Annotated in this window: 13 protein-coding genes; 4 read left to right on the top strand and 9 right to left on the bottom strand. The window is 53.5% G+C overall.

The window, feature by feature from the left end; genetic code table 11:
• Window positions 1–101 precede the first annotated feature (101 nt).
• Genes pqiC through rlmKL form a run of 5 tightly spaced genes read right to left on the bottom strand, consistent with a single transcriptional unit; the run spans window position 102 to window position 7,611 of the window.
• On the bottom strand, window positions 102–668 hold the full coding sequence (gene pqiC / locus AC6I8R_RS07020; protein ID WP_415175276.1) for a membrane integrity-associated transporter subunit PqiC: 567 nt from the start codon (window positions 666–668) through the stop codon (window positions 102–104).
• Entirely contained in the window at window positions 665–2,308 is a 1,644-nt protein-coding gene (pqiB, locus tag AC6I8R_RS07015; RefSeq protein WP_415175275.1) for an intermembrane transport protein PqiB, read from the bottom strand. The genes pqiC and pqiB overlap by 4 nt, the downstream gene beginning before the upstream one ends.
• The gene (pqiA, locus tag AC6I8R_RS07010) at window positions 2,280–3,563 is read right to left on the bottom strand and encodes a membrane integrity-associated transporter subunit PqiA (protein WP_415175274.1); all 1,284 of its coding nucleotides are present in this window, start codon (window positions 3,561–3,563) and stop codon (window positions 2,280–2,282) included. Before pqiA ends, pqiB begins: the two co-directional genes overlap by 29 nt.
• Before the next feature lie 17 nt (window positions 3,564–3,580).
• Window positions 3,581–5,494 carry an ABC transporter ATP-binding protein gene (locus tag AC6I8R_RS07005; protein WP_497832056.1) on the bottom strand — a complete coding sequence of 638 codons (1,914 nt, stop codon included), beginning with the start codon at window positions 5,492–5,494 and terminating at the stop codon, window positions 3,581–3,583.
• Between the two features lie 5 nt (window positions 5,495–5,499).
• Window positions 5,500–7,611 carry a bifunctional 23S rRNA (guanine(2069)-N(7))-methyltransferase RlmK/23S rRNA (guanine(2445)-N(2))-methyltransferase RlmL gene (gene rlmKL / locus AC6I8R_RS07000; RefSeq protein ID WP_021182635.1) on the bottom strand — a complete coding sequence of 704 codons (2,112 nt, stop codon included), beginning with the start codon at window positions 7,609–7,611 and terminating at the stop codon, window positions 5,500–5,502.
• 109 nt (window positions 7,612–7,720) lie between these two features.
• Here rlmKL and AC6I8R_RS06995 point away from each other — a divergent pair, with 109 nt between their 5' ends.
• Window positions 7,721–8,830, top strand: coding sequence for a YcbX family protein (locus AC6I8R_RS06995; RefSeq protein ID WP_021182634.1), 1,110 nt, complete (start codon window positions 7,721–7,723; stop codon window positions 8,828–8,830).
• Between the two features lie 4 nt (window positions 8,831–8,834).
• Here the strand turns inward: AC6I8R_RS06995 and AC6I8R_RS06990 are convergent, their stop codons facing one another.
• The 4 genes from AC6I8R_RS06990 to AC6I8R_RS06975 form a co-directional block, all read right to left on the bottom strand.
• A complete protein-coding gene (locus AC6I8R_RS06990) occupies window positions 8,835–9,377 on the bottom strand; it encodes a cell division protein ZapC (RefSeq protein WP_021182633.1) in 543 nt (180 codons plus the stop codon).
• A gap of 152 nt (window positions 9,378–9,529) precedes the next feature.
• Complete coding sequence (pyrD, locus tag AC6I8R_RS06985) at window positions 9,530–10,540, bottom strand: quinone-dependent dihydroorotate dehydrogenase (RefSeq protein WP_208725140.1); 1,011 nt, start codon at window positions 10,538–10,540, stop codon at window positions 9,530–9,532.
• A gap of 131 nt (window positions 10,541–10,671) precedes the next feature.
• Window positions 10,672–11,976: a flippase gene (locus AC6I8R_RS06980; protein WP_021182631.1), complete on the bottom strand. Its 1,305-nt coding sequence runs from the start codon at window positions 11,974–11,976 to the stop codon at window positions 10,672–10,674.
• Window positions 11,977–12,034: 58 nt separating this feature from the next.
• Window positions 12,035–13,042: a glycosyltransferase family 2 protein gene (locus tag AC6I8R_RS06975; RefSeq protein ID WP_497832055.1), complete on the bottom strand. Its 1,008-nt coding sequence runs from the start codon at window positions 13,040–13,042 to the stop codon at window positions 12,035–12,037.
• Between the two features lie 748 nt (window positions 13,043–13,790).
• On the opposite strand from AC6I8R_RS06975, the gene ssuE reads away from it, so the two are divergent.
• Genes ssuE through ssuD form a run of 3 tightly spaced genes read left to right on the top strand, consistent with a single transcriptional unit; the run spans window position 13,791 to window position 16,462 of the window.
• Complete coding sequence (gene ssuE, locus AC6I8R_RS06970; RefSeq protein ID WP_021182629.1) at window positions 13,791–14,342, top strand: NADPH-dependent FMN reductase; 552 nt, start codon at window positions 13,791–13,793, stop codon at window positions 14,340–14,342.
• Window positions 14,343–14,352: 10 nt separating this feature from the next.
• Window positions 14,353–15,306: a sulfonate ABC transporter substrate-binding protein gene (locus tag AC6I8R_RS06965; RefSeq protein WP_497832054.1), complete on the top strand. Its 954-nt coding sequence runs from the start codon at window positions 14,353–14,355 to the stop codon at window positions 15,304–15,306.
• Between the two features lie 10 nt (window positions 15,307–15,316).
• Window positions 15,317–16,462, top strand: a complete 1,146-nt coding sequence (gene ssuD / locus AC6I8R_RS06960; RefSeq protein WP_415175269.1) for an FMNH2-dependent alkanesulfonate monooxygenase — start codon at window positions 15,317–15,319, stop codon at window positions 16,460–16,462.
• The last annotated feature ends 4 nt before the right edge of the window (window positions 16,463–16,466 follow it).

The raw sequence follows: 16,466 nt of genomic DNA, 5'->3' as shown, positions 1-16,466 counted from the left end.
GAAAAATCTCTTATCTGGCTGATTAGACAATAAAAAAGTCCCTGATATTTTTGCCACTCGTTAATGACAAATCAAGGACTTAGATAAGCTTCGAACAATTCTTAATTTAACGCGATCGCATTATTCGCTATCTGCTGAGCGACTTGATGCCAACCAAGCGCCAGGGTACGCACCAGGGCATCGTAACCGTCTTCAGTCTGTGGCAGCGTCAGATTAAAGCCATGTTTGATAAGGCGCCCTTCATGTTGCAGCACCCACTCCCCACTCACAATGGCTTTACCGTCAAAGCGCCCCTGAAAAGCGGTCACATTGACGGTCAGGGTGTCGTGCGTCTCAGCCAACGGCGAGCCTGATACCAGGCGGCCCGGCAACGCACGGCTCAGATTATTCACCAGCGTTTGCTGCAATTGCTGGTCAAGCGGACTGGCCCACAGATTATTAGCGGCAATGACGTATTTCACGTCGCTGGTCTGGTACACCAAACCATTGCCTGCCAGATAATCCGGCACGCTGACCTGCTGAACCCAAAGCATCGGCTGCTTACTGCTGGCATCGCTGCTGACAGGTGCCATAGCGGCACCTGTCGGGAGTTGATAGTACGTCGTTTCAACGGTGCTGCTGCAACCCGCCAGCAGCAGCATCGCCCCAATCATCAACCCTTTTTTCACTGTTTCGCCCTCTTTGGCTGTGGGTCCTCACCCGGCTTGGCTTCAAACACCAGCGCGTTGCTTTTGCTGTTCAGTGTCTTCAACACCGGCTGCAATTCACGCAGCGTCTTATCGAGTTGCTGCATACCGCCCACCAGCTTGTTATAAGCAGGCGATCCCGGTTGCAACCCTTTCATGCTGCGGTTCAGCTCACGCAATGTCTGCTGCATATCAGCCGGTAACGTCTTCATCGCCGGGCTGGCAGTGATCTGATTCAGGTTATTCAGCGTTTTTTGCAACTGCTGCAACGTTTTCTGACTCTCTTTCAGCGTACCGGTTGCCTCATTGATCATCGGATTCAACGGTAGATTGTTAATCTTATCCAATGCCGCCATCAGTTTTTGTTGAATCTGACTGAGGCCGCCGCTGACCGTCGGAATCACTTCGAAACCGGCAACTTTATTCGGCCCTTTATACGCCGCCACGTTGTCATAGAAGTCCAGATCAACGTAGAGTGCGCCGGAAAGCAGATTCCCTGTTTTCAACGTGGCACGCAGGCCGCGCTTTTTACCATCTTGCAGATGTTGCTCAAGGTTAAAATCTCCGCCCAGACGGGTAATGAAGCGATCAGGCTCAATACGAATCAATACCGGCACACGATAATCATTGTCCAACGCCTGATCCAGGCCCGGGATCATGTAAGGTGCCTTCGCCACCGTGCCAAGCCGGATACCGCGAAACTCCACCGGTGCTCCCGCCTGTAGACCTCGAATGGAGTCAGAGAAGAACATCAGGAAATCGATATGCTTGGTATACAACGAATCCTGGATACTGCGCTGATCGTCAAACAGATGGTATTCCGCCTTGTTCTGCGCCACTTCGCCCAGCTCCCAGCCAGTTGGCACATCAAAGCTCACACCGCCACTGAACAGTGTGGTCAATGATCCCATCTCGACACGCATACCTGAGGAAGACATATCCACGGCGATGCCGCTGTCCTTCCAGAAACGCACATTGGTGGTCACCAATCGGTCATAAGGCGCTGAGATAAACAGCTGATACGTCATCATACGTTTGTCGGTATCAAAACTGCTGGTTTCTACCGATCCCACCCGGTAGCCACGGAACAACACCGGATCACCCGGATTCAATTGCCCCGCTTTGTTACTATCAAGCGTGACGCGAATACCTTTGGCATCGGGCGGTGCCAGCGGCGGCGCGTCCAGCAATTCGTAACTGGTCGGCTTGTCGCCCTTGGCACCCGGCTGCAATTCGATGTAAGCACCCGACAGTAAAGTACCGAGGCCGGTAATTCCTTCACGGCCAATCTGCGGTTTGACCACCCAAAACACGCTATCGCTATGAAGTAGTTTTCCCATACCAGAATTCAGGCGCGCGGTGATTTCTACATGATGCAGATCGTCAGTCAGCACCGCACTTTCCACCACGCCGACATCAACGCTACGGCTTTTAATCGTGGTTTTACCTGCTTCAATACCTTCGGCATTTTCGGTGATCAGCGTGACTTGCGGCCCCTGATGGCTAAAATGATAAAAAAGAATCCATCCGCCGATCAACAGCGTAACGATGGGTACAATCCAGACCGGCGACCAGCGTTTAATCTGGTCGACGTTAGCAATGCCCTGATGATTGTCCGTCAAGACGCGGCTCCTTACGTTCGGTTTTCCGTACACGATCCCAGGTCAGGCGCGGATCAAAAGCCAACGCTGCAAACATGGTGAGAATCACCACCAGCGCAAACAGTAGCGCGCCTGGCGCCGGATAAACACTCATCAGCCGCCCCATCCGAACCAATGCGGAAAGGACAGCAATCACAAACACATCAATCATTGACCAACGGCCAACAAACTCCACCACCTCATAAACCAGATGCATCTTTTCGCTGTCATGCTGACCGCGTCCACTGGCATCCCAGCATAACCAGCCAATCGCCAACATTTTCAACGACGGCACCATGATGCTGGCGATAAAAATCACCAGCGCCACCGGCCAGGAGCCTTCACTCCATAGCAAAATCACCCCTGCCATAATGTTAGAAGGATATTGCGTGCCTAACGTCTCCGTCACCATGATCGGCATAATATTCGAAGGGAGGTAAAGCAGCAGCGAAGTCACCAGCAACGCCAGCGTCCATTGCAGGCTGTGCGGTCGGCGCGCATGCACCACCACACCACAGCGGCTACAGTGATTCTGCGCAACTGGCAAAATGGCGGTGCAGCACGAACAACGTTTCATCCCTTGTTGTAAACCACTGATGCCTGCTTTCGGTGCGTGTGGCAGCGCTGGCAAGGGTGCGATCTGCTGCCACACCCAGCGGCGATCCACCACCTGAAACGCGCGCAGTTGCAACACGCAAAACAGGCACCAGGCCCAGAAACTGATCCCCAGACCCAGTTCACCGTAAGCCATCAGTTTGACAAAGCTGACCAGCACCCCGGCCATGAAGATTTCCGCCATGCCCCAGTTACGCAACTGGAACAAAATGCGTGCCAGCACCAGCCGCAGGTGGTGTGGCATTCTGATGCGGTTGACCAACAGGATGATGGTCACCATACAGAATGCGGGAATGCCCTGCACAAAGAGCAGGAACAGGGTGGCGAGGCTGCTGTAATCCTCACGCACCATCACATTGGGGATTTCCGGCAGCGAGATTTCACTACTCAAACCGGCGACATGCATGTTGACGAAAGGGAACAGATTCGCCAGCACCAGCATAAACAGCGCGGCAAATGCATAGCCGGTCGGCCGCTTTTGCGGTTCGTGCCAGTTTGCTGTCAGCGTGGTATGGCAGCGCGGGCAACGCGCCCGGCTGCCGATCGGCACAGCAGGCAATTTAACCGTTAAATCGCATTGTGGGCATAGCACCCACGATTGCGGATTATCCGCTGCACACATACCGGTTTCCTTCTGTATTAAGCGCCGTTTTTCAGAGCTTCCAACTCTTCCCAGCGTTCAAACGCTGTTTCCAGTTCCTGCTCGGTCTGCGCCAGCGCATCAAGCACCGGCTGCGTTTTATCGTGCGGCTGACTGAAGAAATCCGGATGACTCATTTGCGCCTGCAACTCGCCAATACGCGTTTCGAGCTGCTCCAGTTTTTGCGGCAGCTGCTCCAGCTCTCGCGTCAGGTTGTAACTTAACTTGGTTGCGTTACGTTTACTGGCATCACTTTTTTCCGCAGGTTTTGCCGTGACGGAAGATTTCGCCACCGGCGCGGTCTTCAGCTGCTTATACGCGGCACGCTGCTGCTGCGCATCATGATACCCGCCGACAAAGGTCCCAATCTCGCCGTTACCTTCGAAAATCCAGCATTCAGTGACGGTGTTATCGACAAACTGACGATCGTGGCTCACCAGCAACACGGTACCCTGATAGCCATCAATCAACTCTTCCAGCAGCTCCAGCGTTTCCACATCGAGGTCGTTGGTCGGTTCATCGAGAATCATCAGGTTACTGGGTTTGAGGAACAAACGTGCCAGCAGCAGACGATTACGTTCACCGCCGGAAAGCGCACGCACCGGCGTCATGGCGCGTTTCGGATGGAACAAAAAGTCCTGCAAATAACCCAGCACATGGCGCGGCTTACCGTTCACCATTACTTCCTGCTTGCCTTCCGCCAGGTTATCCATCACGGTGCGATCAGGATCAAGTTCTGCACGATGCTGGTCAAAGTACGCCACTTCCAGCTTCGTTCCGGAGTGCACGCGACCACTATCCGCCTTCAGTTGTTGCAACATCAGACGCAACAGCGTGGTTTTGCCACAGCCGTTGGGGCCAATCAGCGCAATTTTGTCACCACGCTGCACCTGTGATGAGAAATCCTGCACCAGCACCTTGCCATCTACAGCGTAGTTGACATTCTCCAGCTCAAACACAATCTTGCCGGAGCGTGAGGCTTCACCCACCTGCATATTGGCTTTGCCCATCACTTCACGACGCTCAGAACGTTCACGGCGCAACGCTTTCAGGGCACGAACACGTCCTTCGTTACGGGTACGACGCGCCTTGATGCCCTGACGGATCCACACCTCTTCCTGCGCCAGCTTGCGGTCAAATTCGGCGTTTTGCATCTCTTCCACGCGCAGCGCTTCTTCTTTACCCAGCAGATACTGGTCGTAGTCGCCCGGCCAGGAGACCAGCTTGCCGCGATCCAGATCGACAATGCGCGTCGCCATATTGCGGATAAACGAACGGTCGTGCGAAATAAACACGATGCAGCCAGTGAAGGTTTTCAGGAAGGTTTCCAGCCAGTCGATGGTTTCGATATCGAGGTGGTTGGTGGGCTCATCCAGCATCAGCACGCGTGGATTGCTGACCAGCGCACGTCCCAGCGCCGCTTTACGTAACCAGCCGCCGGACAATGACGACAGTTCGGTATCCGCCTGTAAACCAATTTTCTCCAGCACATCATTGATGCGGCTTTCCAGCTGCCACAGGTTGTGGTGATCGAGGATGCCCTGCAAACGCGCCATCTCATTGAGGTTTTTCTCGCTGGGATCCTCCATCACCACATGGGAAATGGCGTGGTACGCCTTCAGGTGCTCCGCCTGTTCTTCCACCCCTTCGGCGACGAAGTCATACACCGAGCCAGTGATGTTGCGCGGCGGATCCTGTTGCAGACGCGCCACCACCAGGTCGGTTTCATAAATAATGCGACCATCATCGAGCGGCTGTTCACCGTTGATGATTTTCATCAGCGTGGATTTACCGGCCCCGTTGCGCCCCACCAGACAGACGCGCTCACCCTCTTCAATGTGCAGCTCGGTGTTATCCAGCAACGGCGCATCGCTGAAGGAGAGATAAGCGCCGTGGATACTGATCAATGACATAAAACTTATTCCTTACCGGCGTGGCTGACCAGCCAGCAGTTGTGAATGTGATTACGGGCAAAATCCTGCGACTGGGTCTTCTGAGTGATTTCCTGCGCCTGCAAGCCCAGACGCTGCAAACCATCAAGATCCATTTTGAAGCCGCGTTTATTGTTGGAAAACATAATGGTACCGCCACGACGCAGCAGACGCTTCAGGTTTTGCATCAGCATCAGGTGATCGCGCTGCACGTCAAAATCGTCTTCCATACGCTTCGAGTTGGAGAAGGTCGGCGGATCGATGAAGATCAAGTCAAACTGTTCGTTGCTGTCACGCAACCAGCTCAGGCAATCGGCCTGCATCAGGCGATGCTGGCGGCCCGTCAGCCCGTTGAGGCGCAAGTTGCGCTCAGCCCATTCCAGATAGGTACGCGACATATCCACCGTGGTGGTGGATTTAGCCCCACCCAGACCAGCATGGACACTGGCGCTGCCGGTGTACGAGAACAGGTTCAGGAAATCTTTGCCCTGGCTCATTTTACCCAGCATCTGACGCGCGATGCGGTGATCGAGGAACAGGCCGGTATCGAGATAATCGGTGAGGTTAACCAGGAAACGGGCATCAAATTCCTGCACTTCAAAGAAGTTGCCCTTCTCCGCCAGCTTCTGATACTGGTTTTTGCCTTTTTGACGCTCACGGGTTTTCAGCACCAGACGGTTCGCCGGGATCTCCAGCACGCTAAGCGTGGCGCTGATCACGTCGAACAGGCGTTGACGCGCCTTGTTGGCATCCACGGTTTTCGGCGCTGCGTATTCCTGAATCACCACCCAATCGGCATAGCGATCCACCGCCACGTTATATTCCGGCAGATCGGCATCGTAAAGACGATAACAATCGATGTTCGACTGGCGCGCCCACTTCTCCAGTTTTTTCAGGTTCTTGCGCAAGCGGTTAGCGTAATCTTCCGCGATCTGCGCGGTACCTTCACCACTGCTGGCCGCCAGCTGATAATTTTTCTGCACGCACTCGAGCGGGCCGTTTTTCGCTTTAAATTGACGGTCGGCACGCAGCGACAGGCAGCTCAGCAGCTCGGGTGAGGCGCTGAATAACGACAGGTTCCAGCCACCAAACTTCTGCTTCATGATGCGGCCTAACTGGCTGTGCAACGCAATCAGCGCCGGTTCGCTCTCCAGACGCTCACCATACGGTGGGTTACTCAACACCGTACCGGTCACCTCCGGCGGCAACGGATTGCTCAGCTTCAGGACATCCTGTTGCGCAAAGGTGAAGAGATCGGCCACACCGGCACGACGCGCGTTGGCACGCGCCCACTCCAGCACACGACCATCATTGTCATAACCAAAGAAACGCGCACCGGTCGCTGCCGTACCCGTGCGTGCGCGCTGTTGCGCTTCGCTACGCAGCTCCTGCCACAGCGGTTGATTATGTTTTTTCCAGTCAGTAAAGCCCCAGCGCGAACGCAACAGGCCTGGCGCGCGATCGCAGGCAATCAACGCCGCTTCAATCAACAGGGTGCCGGAACCACACATTGGATCAATCAGTGGCGTATCCTTTTGCCAACCAGAACGCATCACGATCGCCGCCGCCAGATTCTCTTTCAATGGCGCCTGGCCGGTTTGCTGGCGATAACCACGCTGATGTAGCGCATCACCGCTCAGATCCAGCGCAATGCTGACGCGATCTTTATTCAGCCAGGCATTGATACGAATGCCCGGCTGTTCACGATCCACATTCGGGCGCGGCAGATTCTGTCGCGTAAAGCTGTCAACAATGGCGTCTTTGATACGCAGCGCACCAAACTGGCTGTTGCGGATCACCTCGTTGGTGCCACTGAAGTGGATGGCGAAGCTGGTGTTGCTGTCGAAGATGTCACACCACGGAATACTCTGGGCGCCGACATACAGATCGAGATCGCTCCAGACGCCGAATTCTCCCAGCGGCAGTAAAATACGCGAAGCCAGACGGCTCCACAGCAGGCTTTGGTACATCACGCGGTCATCGGCCTCAAAATGCACCCCGCCCTGCACCACCTGCAAATCCTGCGCACCCAGCGCGTCCAGCTCAGTTTTCAACAGCTCTTCGAGCCCACGCGCCGTACTGGCAAACAGAGAATTCATATCGTCACTTATACCCTTGATAAAATTGTTGCGCATTATAGCGAATCAGCGTCCTATGTCCTAAAGTTAGCTTCTTTTTGTCCTGCATGACGGCTTTCAGGGAGTGGTGATGATTACGTTGTCCCGTCTATATATCCATCCGGTTAAATCGATGCGCGGTCTTCAGTTGTCGCATGCCCAGGTGCTGGATAGCGGCCTGGGATTTGATCGCATCTTTATGGTCACCGAAACCGATGGCACCTTTATCACAGCTCGCCAGTACCCGGAGATGGTGCGCTTCACCCCGGCGCTGTTGCCGGACGGCCTGTTTTTACAGGCACCCGATGGCAGCCAGGCGCTGATTCGCTTCACCGATTTTGCCGCCGATGATGCGCCCACCGAAGTATGGGGTAATCACTTTACTTCTCGTGTTGCCCCGGATGCGATCAACCAATGGCTGAGCGGCTTTTTTCCGCGCCCGGTGCAGCTACGCTGGACCGGTTCCCAACCGACCCGGCGCGTTAAACGCTTTGACCAGGTGCCACTCAGCTTCGCCGATGGTTTTCCTTATCTGCTGGTAAACATGGCGTCATTGCAGGATCTGCAACAACGCTGCCCCGCCAGCGTGCGCGTGGAACAGTTCCGCCCTAACCTGGTGGTCAGTGGCGCGCAGGCATGGGAAGAAGATAGCTGGAAGACCCTGAAAATTGGCGATATCACCTTTGAGATGCCGAAGCCCTGTAGTCGCTGTGTCTTCACCACGGTGGGAACAGAAAGTGGCCAGAAACATCCGCAGGGTGAACCACTGGCAACCCTGCAACGTTTCCGCAGCGCGCAGGATGGCAGTGGCGACATTGATTTCGGTCTGAATTTAATTGCGCTCAACAGCGGTGTGATCCGGGTGGGCGATCCCGTCACCATTGTGGAGAAACAACCGGCTCGCGCCTATGGTGCTGGTCAGGTCGTGGAAACACTGGCAACCACCGCCAGCCCGACCAGCCCTGTCACCATTGGTTATCAGGGCAGTGCCTTCGCCGGCGACAATCAGCAAGTCTTACTGGAGCAGCTGGAGATGCAGGGCTTTCGTATCCCCTACTCCTGCCGTGCCGGGATATGCGGCAGCTGCAAAATGACGCTGGTATCGGGGGAAGTGAAAGCATTGAAGAAAAGTGCCGTACGTCAGGATGGCACCATTCTGAGTTGTAGTTGTATTCCCGCTGGCGATATTGAACTGGCGTAACGCGTTATACCGCCCTGGCAAACGGGGCGGATGATTCCTGCTGACAAGGTTGCAGGCGATCGTTCATCACTTTAATCGCATCACCCAACACCATACCTTTACCCGCCACGGTTAGCGCATGTTGTGCCAGCAAACACAGCGCCGCATTCTCACCACTCTCCACCACCAGCAATTGTGCCTGCTCACCGCTATCGGCCAACGTCACCGCCACCATATCACCCGCAGCAGGCTGCCAGCTGTGAGCATGGCTGGTAAAGTGCCAACTTTTTGGCATCAGCGGTTTTAGAAAACGACTGGCAACCAGCGCATTTAATACCAGCTCGGCACGTTGATCGCCTTTTAATCCGCTCAGACGACAACGTTCTTCAAAGGTAAAATAAAGCGCGGCATCATCCACGCAAAAACCGCTTTCATTAAAGGCATCTGGCGTCAGCATTTTGCGTGAGAAGCGCGAGCGAAATAACATGCCATCAGCCAGATCAAGCATCATCCGGTCATGCTCCGCGTCAAAATACCAACGCCAGTTGTCATCGGGTTTGATTTTCATGATGTGCCCTGTGGTTTATCGCTGCGCAAAATTGCGGTTCACAGCAAAGAAAAATAACGCTAAGGAAAAGCTGAAAAATGCATCAGCAGAACAAAATATAAACGAGCCAGAGGGATAAATAAACCCCCTGGCGCGGGAATGTGGGAAATGTCTTAGAGGTGGGTCACGATATCTTTAATTAAACCAGGTCCTTTATAAATGAATCCGGAGTATATCTGGACCAGCGTGGCACCGGCGGCGATTTTTTCACGCGCGGCCACCAGCGAATCAATACCACCCACACCAATAATAGGCAGACGGCCTTGCAGTTCCTGCGACAGGCGGCGAATGATTTCGGTGCTGCGTGTTTGTACCGGACGACCACTTAAACCACCGGCTTCTTCACTGTATTTCAGCCCGGCCACCAGTGAGCGGTCCAGCGTGGTATTGGTGGCAATCACACCATCAATTTCATGACGCACTAAACTGTCTGCCACCTGGATCAATTCCTCTTCAGAAAGATCCGGCGCGATCTTCACCGCGACGGGAACATATTTAAGGTGCCGTTCCTGCAACTCTTTTTGCTTTAATTTGATCGCTGACAGCAGATCATCCAGCGCTTCACCATATTGCAGTGTGCGTAATCCTGGCGTGTTAGGTGACGAAATATTGATGGCAATATAACCGGCATGGGCATACACCTTTTCCATGCAGATCAGATAATCGTCTTTACCTTGTTCAACTGGCGTATCTTTATTTTTACCAATATTGATACCAAGGATTCCTTTAAAACGCGCCTTTTTAACGTTCTCAACCAGGTGATCGACACCCAGATTATTAAATCCCATGCGGTTAATTATGCCTTCCGCTTCCACCAGGCGGAACATACGCGGTTTGTCATTACCGGGTTGCGCGCGGGGTGTCACGGTGCCCACTTCGACAAAGCCAAAGCCCATAGCACCAAAGGCATCAATACATTCGGCATTTTTATCAAGACCGGCTGCCAGCCCCAAAGCATTAGGAAAGGTCAGCCCCATGCAGTTCACCGGACGCGCAGGTAACGACTGGCGGATAAACCCTTCCAGCGGGGTGCCGCTGATAAAACGCAATTGTTGAAAGGTAAGTTCGTGCGCACGCTCTGGATCGAGCTTAAACAGCGCCGGCCGGATGATAGGATATAACATGCACTCTCCTGAATGGCGGAAGCTTCGTGAAAGTCGGGGTGCACGGGAAAATGTGCGCCAGAATGGTAAAGGCCTCTGGCACAAAAGTAAATTGCAGCGCGAGGAAACGCAGGTCAGATTGACCTGCATCATCATTCACTTGCGGTATCTTTAATCGCTGTGCGGGTAGACGGTGAATTATGCAGGTATTCGCGCAAAATACCGTGCCGCGCCATCACCCAGAAAATCCCCACGCAGACGAGGAATTCAGCAATCACCATCGACCAGGCTGCGCCAATCGCCCCATATTTCCAGGCAAGAAACGCACAAACCGGGATATTAATAATTCCCGGTCCCAACATCACCAGCATACGCTGACGAGCCAGACCGTGGGGGATCAACACCTGCAACCCCGCCGGATAAGCAATGTTGCCAAACAGGAAACACAGCACAAACACGCGCAGCACGTCAGCCGAGGCCACAAACTCCTGACCCAGTAGAATGCGCACCACGTCATCGGCGAAGAACCAGGTAAAGATCACAATACCGAGGCTGAGCAGGAACGAGATCAGCAAACTTTTGCGCGTCGCCGCAATCGCCGCCGCTTTATCGCGGGCAAACAGATAACTGACCCGGGGGAAAAATGCATTGCCAATCTGCTCCGGCACCGAATTTGCCGCCTTACGCAGCCGATCAGCCCCGTTATAGATACCAATCGCATAATGCGAGGTGAATGCCGCCAGGATCACCACGTTGACGCTGTTAAACAGGTTGGCACCCGCGATAGCAATAAAAACGTGCACGCTATCTTTCAGACGTTGCTTGATTTCGCTGGGTTCGAAACGATAGCGACCAATCACCTTCATCATCAATACAAATCGAAGGGTAATCAATGCGCTGATCATTGACACCACACCCGGGATCAACGCTGCCAGCCAGGTATCGTCCGGGGTTTTCACCAACAGGAAGGTCAGTGGGATGGCGCAGAAGTTACCAAAGGTGGCGATCACCGCTGTTTTGCCCAGTTTTTCGAACCCCTGCATCAACCAACCAAAGGAGAACAGTGAACCGAGCAGCGTGGTGCAATTCGCCAACACTACCCAGAACAGATAATGCCAGCCTGGATTGAGCCAGGTCGTCAGCAGCAGCACGCCACTGGTGGACAGCATTAACAGTAATTTGGCGTTGAAGGTTGACCAGAAGATTTGCGTCACCCGCGTTTTATCTTCACGATGGTGGGCAATATCCTTGGTGGTATAAACGTTAAAACCCCAGTCTGAAATGGTGCTGCAATACATCACGCAGGCAATCGCCAGCGCCAGTACCCCCATTTGGTTGACGCCCAAAATACGCGCCAGATAGGGCAAGGTGACTAATGGGAAGAGAAAGGACGCTCCCCGATAGGCCAGTAAAGATAAAATATTAATCACTAAACTCTTATCGAGTGTTTTCGCCATGACGCAACAACCTTAATGCTCAGACCTGCAATGACTTTCGCACTTATTTCTGGTGCAATCAAACCACCGGAACACTTTTCGGAATAAGGCTGATTCTCTTCATCTCCTTTACCACTTTGTAATTCTGAAGACGAATAAACAGCTCGGGTTGATTCAATAAAAGCCACTCTTTAAACCCGGTAGCTTTGATTTCCCGGCCGAGAAAACGGATAGCATTAATCACGTAATGCGGCACCGGAGTACGGTTATATAACGAGAGGTAAATCATCAAGCGGAAGGAATGTAACAAATATTCTTTTTGAAGCCGATCGCGCCAGGTATTTTTTTCCAGCGTGGTCATTAAATCGTGATACGCCTGCATAAAGGCATGGTAACGTTGCAGAAAATAATCGCTATTTTTGCTGCCGTTGGTTAATGAACCCACGCGTACGCGTTGTTGATAATAGCTTTTCTCGCTCACCCATGCCTGACGGCTGTTCAGGAAAGCGCCAAGACTGAAACAGTGATCTTCATGCACCCGTTGTTCAAAGCGTAGCTGATGATTATCGACAACCGTGCGTTTCAGGATGTAGTTCCAGGCCGCCGAGGTATAGGTACCATTACGTAATAAAGAGGAAAGGACCTGCTGCGCCGGTTGCAGGCCAGCCAGGTCATGCTTCACTTTAGAGGCACAACGCTGCGGCTGTTCGTGGTCAAAGGTGGTCGAGCTGAAGCAGAACAGCTCCACCTCGGGATGCCTCTGCGCCACCTGTTGCAACTCCTGCACCAGGCCCAGTGCCACACGGTCATCCGGGTCGCAGAAGAACAGAAACTCCCCTTGTGCCAGCTCAATCCCTTTGTCGCGCGCCAGTCCGGCGCCACCGTTAGGGACAGTAACAATCTGGATCTGAGGTTGACTGGCATAATGTTGATTGAGGAGTGCCAGGGTACCATCGGTTGAACCGTCATTCACAATAATGATTTCATTGGGCGTGGATATTTGCGCTAACAGAGAATCCACACATTCAACAATATATTTCTCTACGTTATAAGTAGGAATGATAACGGACAGTTGTTTCTCTGACATAAGCACTCTCTTTTTGAACTTTTTAAAAAGAAAAATAGCAACCACATCCCTGTACGCCACAACGCACAGAATGCATTATCACAAGAATCATTTAGCGCTAGCTTAATCAGTGGCCGCAGGTTTTGACAGTTCCGTTTCTCAACCAGACCCAGGGCTAATCAGAAATAATGTTTATCAGCCATGATGTATTTATTTATTATTTTTGCACCGTTGAGTTGTGGTTTATTTTTCTCACCTGGATGACATTTTTCCATTTGTAATTTAGAACAAGAAATTATTTAAAATCGCCTTGTTTGTTATTGGTATCGATTTTGACAGAGTTGATTAAATTGATACCGGGAGATACAACCAGACATAACTGATACCCTCGCGGTTAACCGCATCATCGTTGTTTATACGAGAAGTTGCCGTGTCACCGGAAATATAGCGGCGTGGCAACCTGGTATGGTGCTGACATCACTTATAATGGGGTAGCGATACATTTGTTATCCTTTTGCACACTAATAAATCGACTCAACGGCATGTCATTGCTTAAAGAGAGCGAATCATTTCAATTTTGTGACTCAGCGGTTTTCGGAATTGTCGTATCGATTCCCCACCGCCTGATATTGATGCCCACCGTTTATTTGCAGATTCCGGCTTATCATTGCCGGATAAATCATTTAAGCCCTGCCCCCCGCTCTGTCAGGATTACCACATCAGTTCTCAATATCAGATAATCAATAACTTTCAGTTATAAGGAGTGACTATGCGGGTTATTACGCTGGCAGGCAGCCCACGATTTCCGTCCCGTTCCACGGCGTTACTAAGCCTGTGCCAGCAGGCGCTGGAAGCTCGCGGCGTAGAAGTCATTCCCTGGAATATTCACAACTTCCAACCGGAAGATTTGTTGTATGCGCGTTTTGATTCCCCGGCCTTGCAGGCCCTGAAAGAGGATCTGGCGCAGGCAGATGGTGTGATTGTCGCCACCCCCATTTATAAAGCTTCATTTTCTGGCGCCCTGAAAACGCTGCTGGACCTGTTACCGGAGCGCGCCCTGGAACATAAAGTTGTGCTGCCACTGGCAAGCGGCGGCAGCGTGGCACATATGCTGGCAGTGGATTACGCCCTGAAACCGGTACTCAATGCGCTGAAAGCGCAGGAAGTCCTGCACGGTGTGTTCGCCGATGACAGCCAGATTCAACACTATGACCGCCAGCCGGAACTGGATCAGTTGCTGGCCGCGCGCATTGATGAAGCACTGGATACCTTCTGGCATGCGCTGCATCGCCGCCACCAACCCTTTGCTAAAGCTGTATAAAGGAAGAAGTATGAAAAGGATGCTATCCGGTCTGCTGCTCGCAACCCTTACCGCGCTGCTAAGCCTGAGTACCTGTGCCGCTGACGCACCCGCGCAGTTTCGTATTGGCTATCAAAAAGGGTCCGTCAGCATGGTGCTGGCTAAATCGCATCGGCTGCTGGAGCAACGTTTCCCGCATACGCAGATTCAGTGGATTGAGTTCCCCGCCGGACCACAGATGTTGGAAGCGTTGAATGTCGGCAGTATCGACCTCGGCAGCACCGGCGATATCCCGCCCATTTTTGCCCAGGCTGCGGGGGCGGATTTGCTGTATGTCGGCTCGGAACCTCCTAAACCAAAGGCAGAAGTGATTCTGGTTCCCAAAGATAGCCCGATTCACAGCGTGGCCGAATTGAAAGGCCACAAAGTGGCATTTCAGAAAGGTTCCAGTTCCCACAACCTGTTATTACGCGCACTGGCGCAGGCCGGTCTGAGCTTTAAAGATACTCAACCCACTTACCTGACGCCTGCCGATGCTCGCGCCGCTTTTCAGCAGGGTGACGTGGATGCCTGGGCGATCTGGGATCCCTACTACTCCGCCGCCTTGTTACAGGGCAATGTGCGGGTGTTGGCCGATGGCAGCAAACTGAATCAAACCGGTTCCTTCTATCTCGCCACCCGTAAATTCACCGCCGCCAATGGCAACTTTGTGCAGCAGGTGTTGCAAACCTTCAGTGAGGCCGATGCGTTAACGCGTAGTCAGCGTGACCAGAGCATCGACCTGTTGGCGCAGGCGATGGGTCTGCCCAAGCCGGTGATTGCCAGCTATCTCGACCATCGACCACCCACCACCATTACGCCGGTCAGCGCCCATACCGCGCAGGCCCAACAGCAAACGGCCGACCTGTTCTATGCCAACCATTTGATGCCGGTAAAAGTGACGATCGCCGATCGCATCTGGCAACCACAGTCGGCTCAGCCTTAAGGAGTGAATAATGAGCGTATCCGTATTCTGGTTTCTCCCGACCCACGGTGATGGCCACTATCTTGGCACCGATCAAGGTGCGCGCCCGGTAGACCATGCCTACTTGCAACAAGTGGCGCAGGCCGCCGATCGCCTCGGTTTTGGTGGCGTGCTAATCCCAACGGGTCGCTCCTGTGAAGATGCCTGGCTGGTGGCGGCATCGCTGATTCCGGTGACGCAACGTCTGCGTTTTCTGGTCGCGCTACGCCCCGGCGTGATTTCCCCAACACAGGCCGCGCGTCAGGCCGCCACGCTCGATCGCCTGTCGAATGGCCGGGCGCTGTTTAATCTGGTAACCGGGGGGGACCCGGAAGAACTGGCGGGGGATGGCGTGTTCCTCGATCACCGTGAACGCTATGCTGAATCGGCTGAATTCACCCGTATCTGGCGGCGCGTACTGGAAGGGGAAACCGTTGATTATGAAGGCAAACACGTCAAGGTGCGCGGTGCCCGGCTGATGTTTAAACCGGTGCAGCAGCCCCGTCCCCCGTTGTGGTTTGGTGGATCGTCTGATGCAGCTCAGGATTTGGCGGCCGAGCAGGTCGATGTTTATCTCACCTGGGGTGAACCGCCCGCCCAGGTTAAGGAGAAGATCGCCCAGGTCCGCGCGAAAGCAGAAGCCCAGGGGCGCAAGGTACGTTTTGGCATCCGTTTACATGTGATTGTACGTGAAACCAATGAAGAGGCGTGGCGTGCCGCCGACCGGCTGATCGCTCATCTGGATGATGCCACCATCGCCAAAGCGCAGGCTGCGTTAGCCCGCACCGATTCCGTCGGTCAGCAGCGCATGGCCGCGTTACACGGTGGACGCCGTGACAAACTGGAGATCAGCCCTAATTTGTGGGCCGGTGTCGGTCTGGTACGCGGTGGTGCTGGTACAGCCTTAGTCGGCGATGGACCGACCATCGCGGCACGTATGCAGGAATACACCGACCTCGGTATCGAAACCTTTATTCTTTCCGGCTATCCCCATCTGGAAGAGGCGTATCGCGTCGGCGAGTTGCTGTTCCCGCATCTTGACCTGGCCATACCGCAGATCCCGCAGCCGTCGACGATTAAAGCGCGTGGTGAGGCTGTCGCCCATGACTTCGCGCCGCAAAAAGTGTCGCAGAGTTGAGGAG

This window comes from Pantoea sp. X-Soil-OKNW-713, from assembly GCF_059730685.1.
The sequence above is the reverse complement of the archived record's forward strand: the minus strand, read 5'-3'. Positions and strand labels throughout refer to the sequence as shown.

What these genes read in the sequence shown, in the direction of transcription:
- AC6I8R_RS06975 (WP_497832055.1), bottom strand. Translation starts at nt 13,042, where the DNA reads ATGTCAGAGAAACAACTGTCCGTTATCATTCCTACTTATAACGTAGAG.
- pqiA (WP_415175274.1), bottom strand. Translation starts at nt 3,563, where the DNA reads ATGTGTGCAGCGGATAATCCGCAATCGTGGGTGCTATGCCCACAATGC.
- AC6I8R_RS06995 (WP_021182634.1), top strand. Translation starts at nt 7,721, where the DNA reads ATGATTACGTTGTCCCGTCTATATATCCATCCGGTTAAATCGATGCGC.
- AC6I8R_RS06980 (WP_021182631.1), bottom strand. Translation starts at nt 11,976, where the DNA reads ATGGCGAAAACACTCGATAAGAGTTTAGTGATTAATATTTTATCTTTA.
- rlmKL (WP_021182635.1), bottom strand. Translation starts at nt 7,611, where the DNA reads ATGAATTCTCTGTTTGCCAGTACGGCGCGTGGGCTCGAAGAGCTGTTG.
- AC6I8R_RS07005 (WP_497832056.1), bottom strand. Translation starts at nt 5,494, where the DNA reads ATGTCATTGATCAGTATCCACGGCGCTTATCTCTCCTTCAGCGATGCG.
- ssuE (WP_021182629.1), top strand. Translation starts at nt 13,791, where the DNA reads ATGCGGGTTATTACGCTGGCAGGCAGCCCACGATTTCCGTCCCGTTCC.
- AC6I8R_RS06965 (WP_497832054.1), top strand. Translation starts at nt 14,353, where the DNA reads ATGAAAAGGATGCTATCCGGTCTGCTGCTCGCAACCCTTACCGCGCTG.
- ssuD (WP_415175269.1), top strand. Translation starts at nt 15,317, where the DNA reads ATGAGCGTATCCGTATTCTGGTTTCTCCCGACCCACGGTGATGGCCAC.
- AC6I8R_RS06990 (WP_021182633.1), bottom strand. Translation starts at nt 9,377, where the DNA reads ATGAAAATCAAACCCGATGACAACTGGCGTTGGTATTTTGACGCGGAG.
- pyrD (WP_208725140.1), bottom strand. Translation starts at nt 10,540, where the DNA reads ATGTTATATCCTATCATCCGGCCGGCGCTGTTTAAGCTCGATCCAGAG.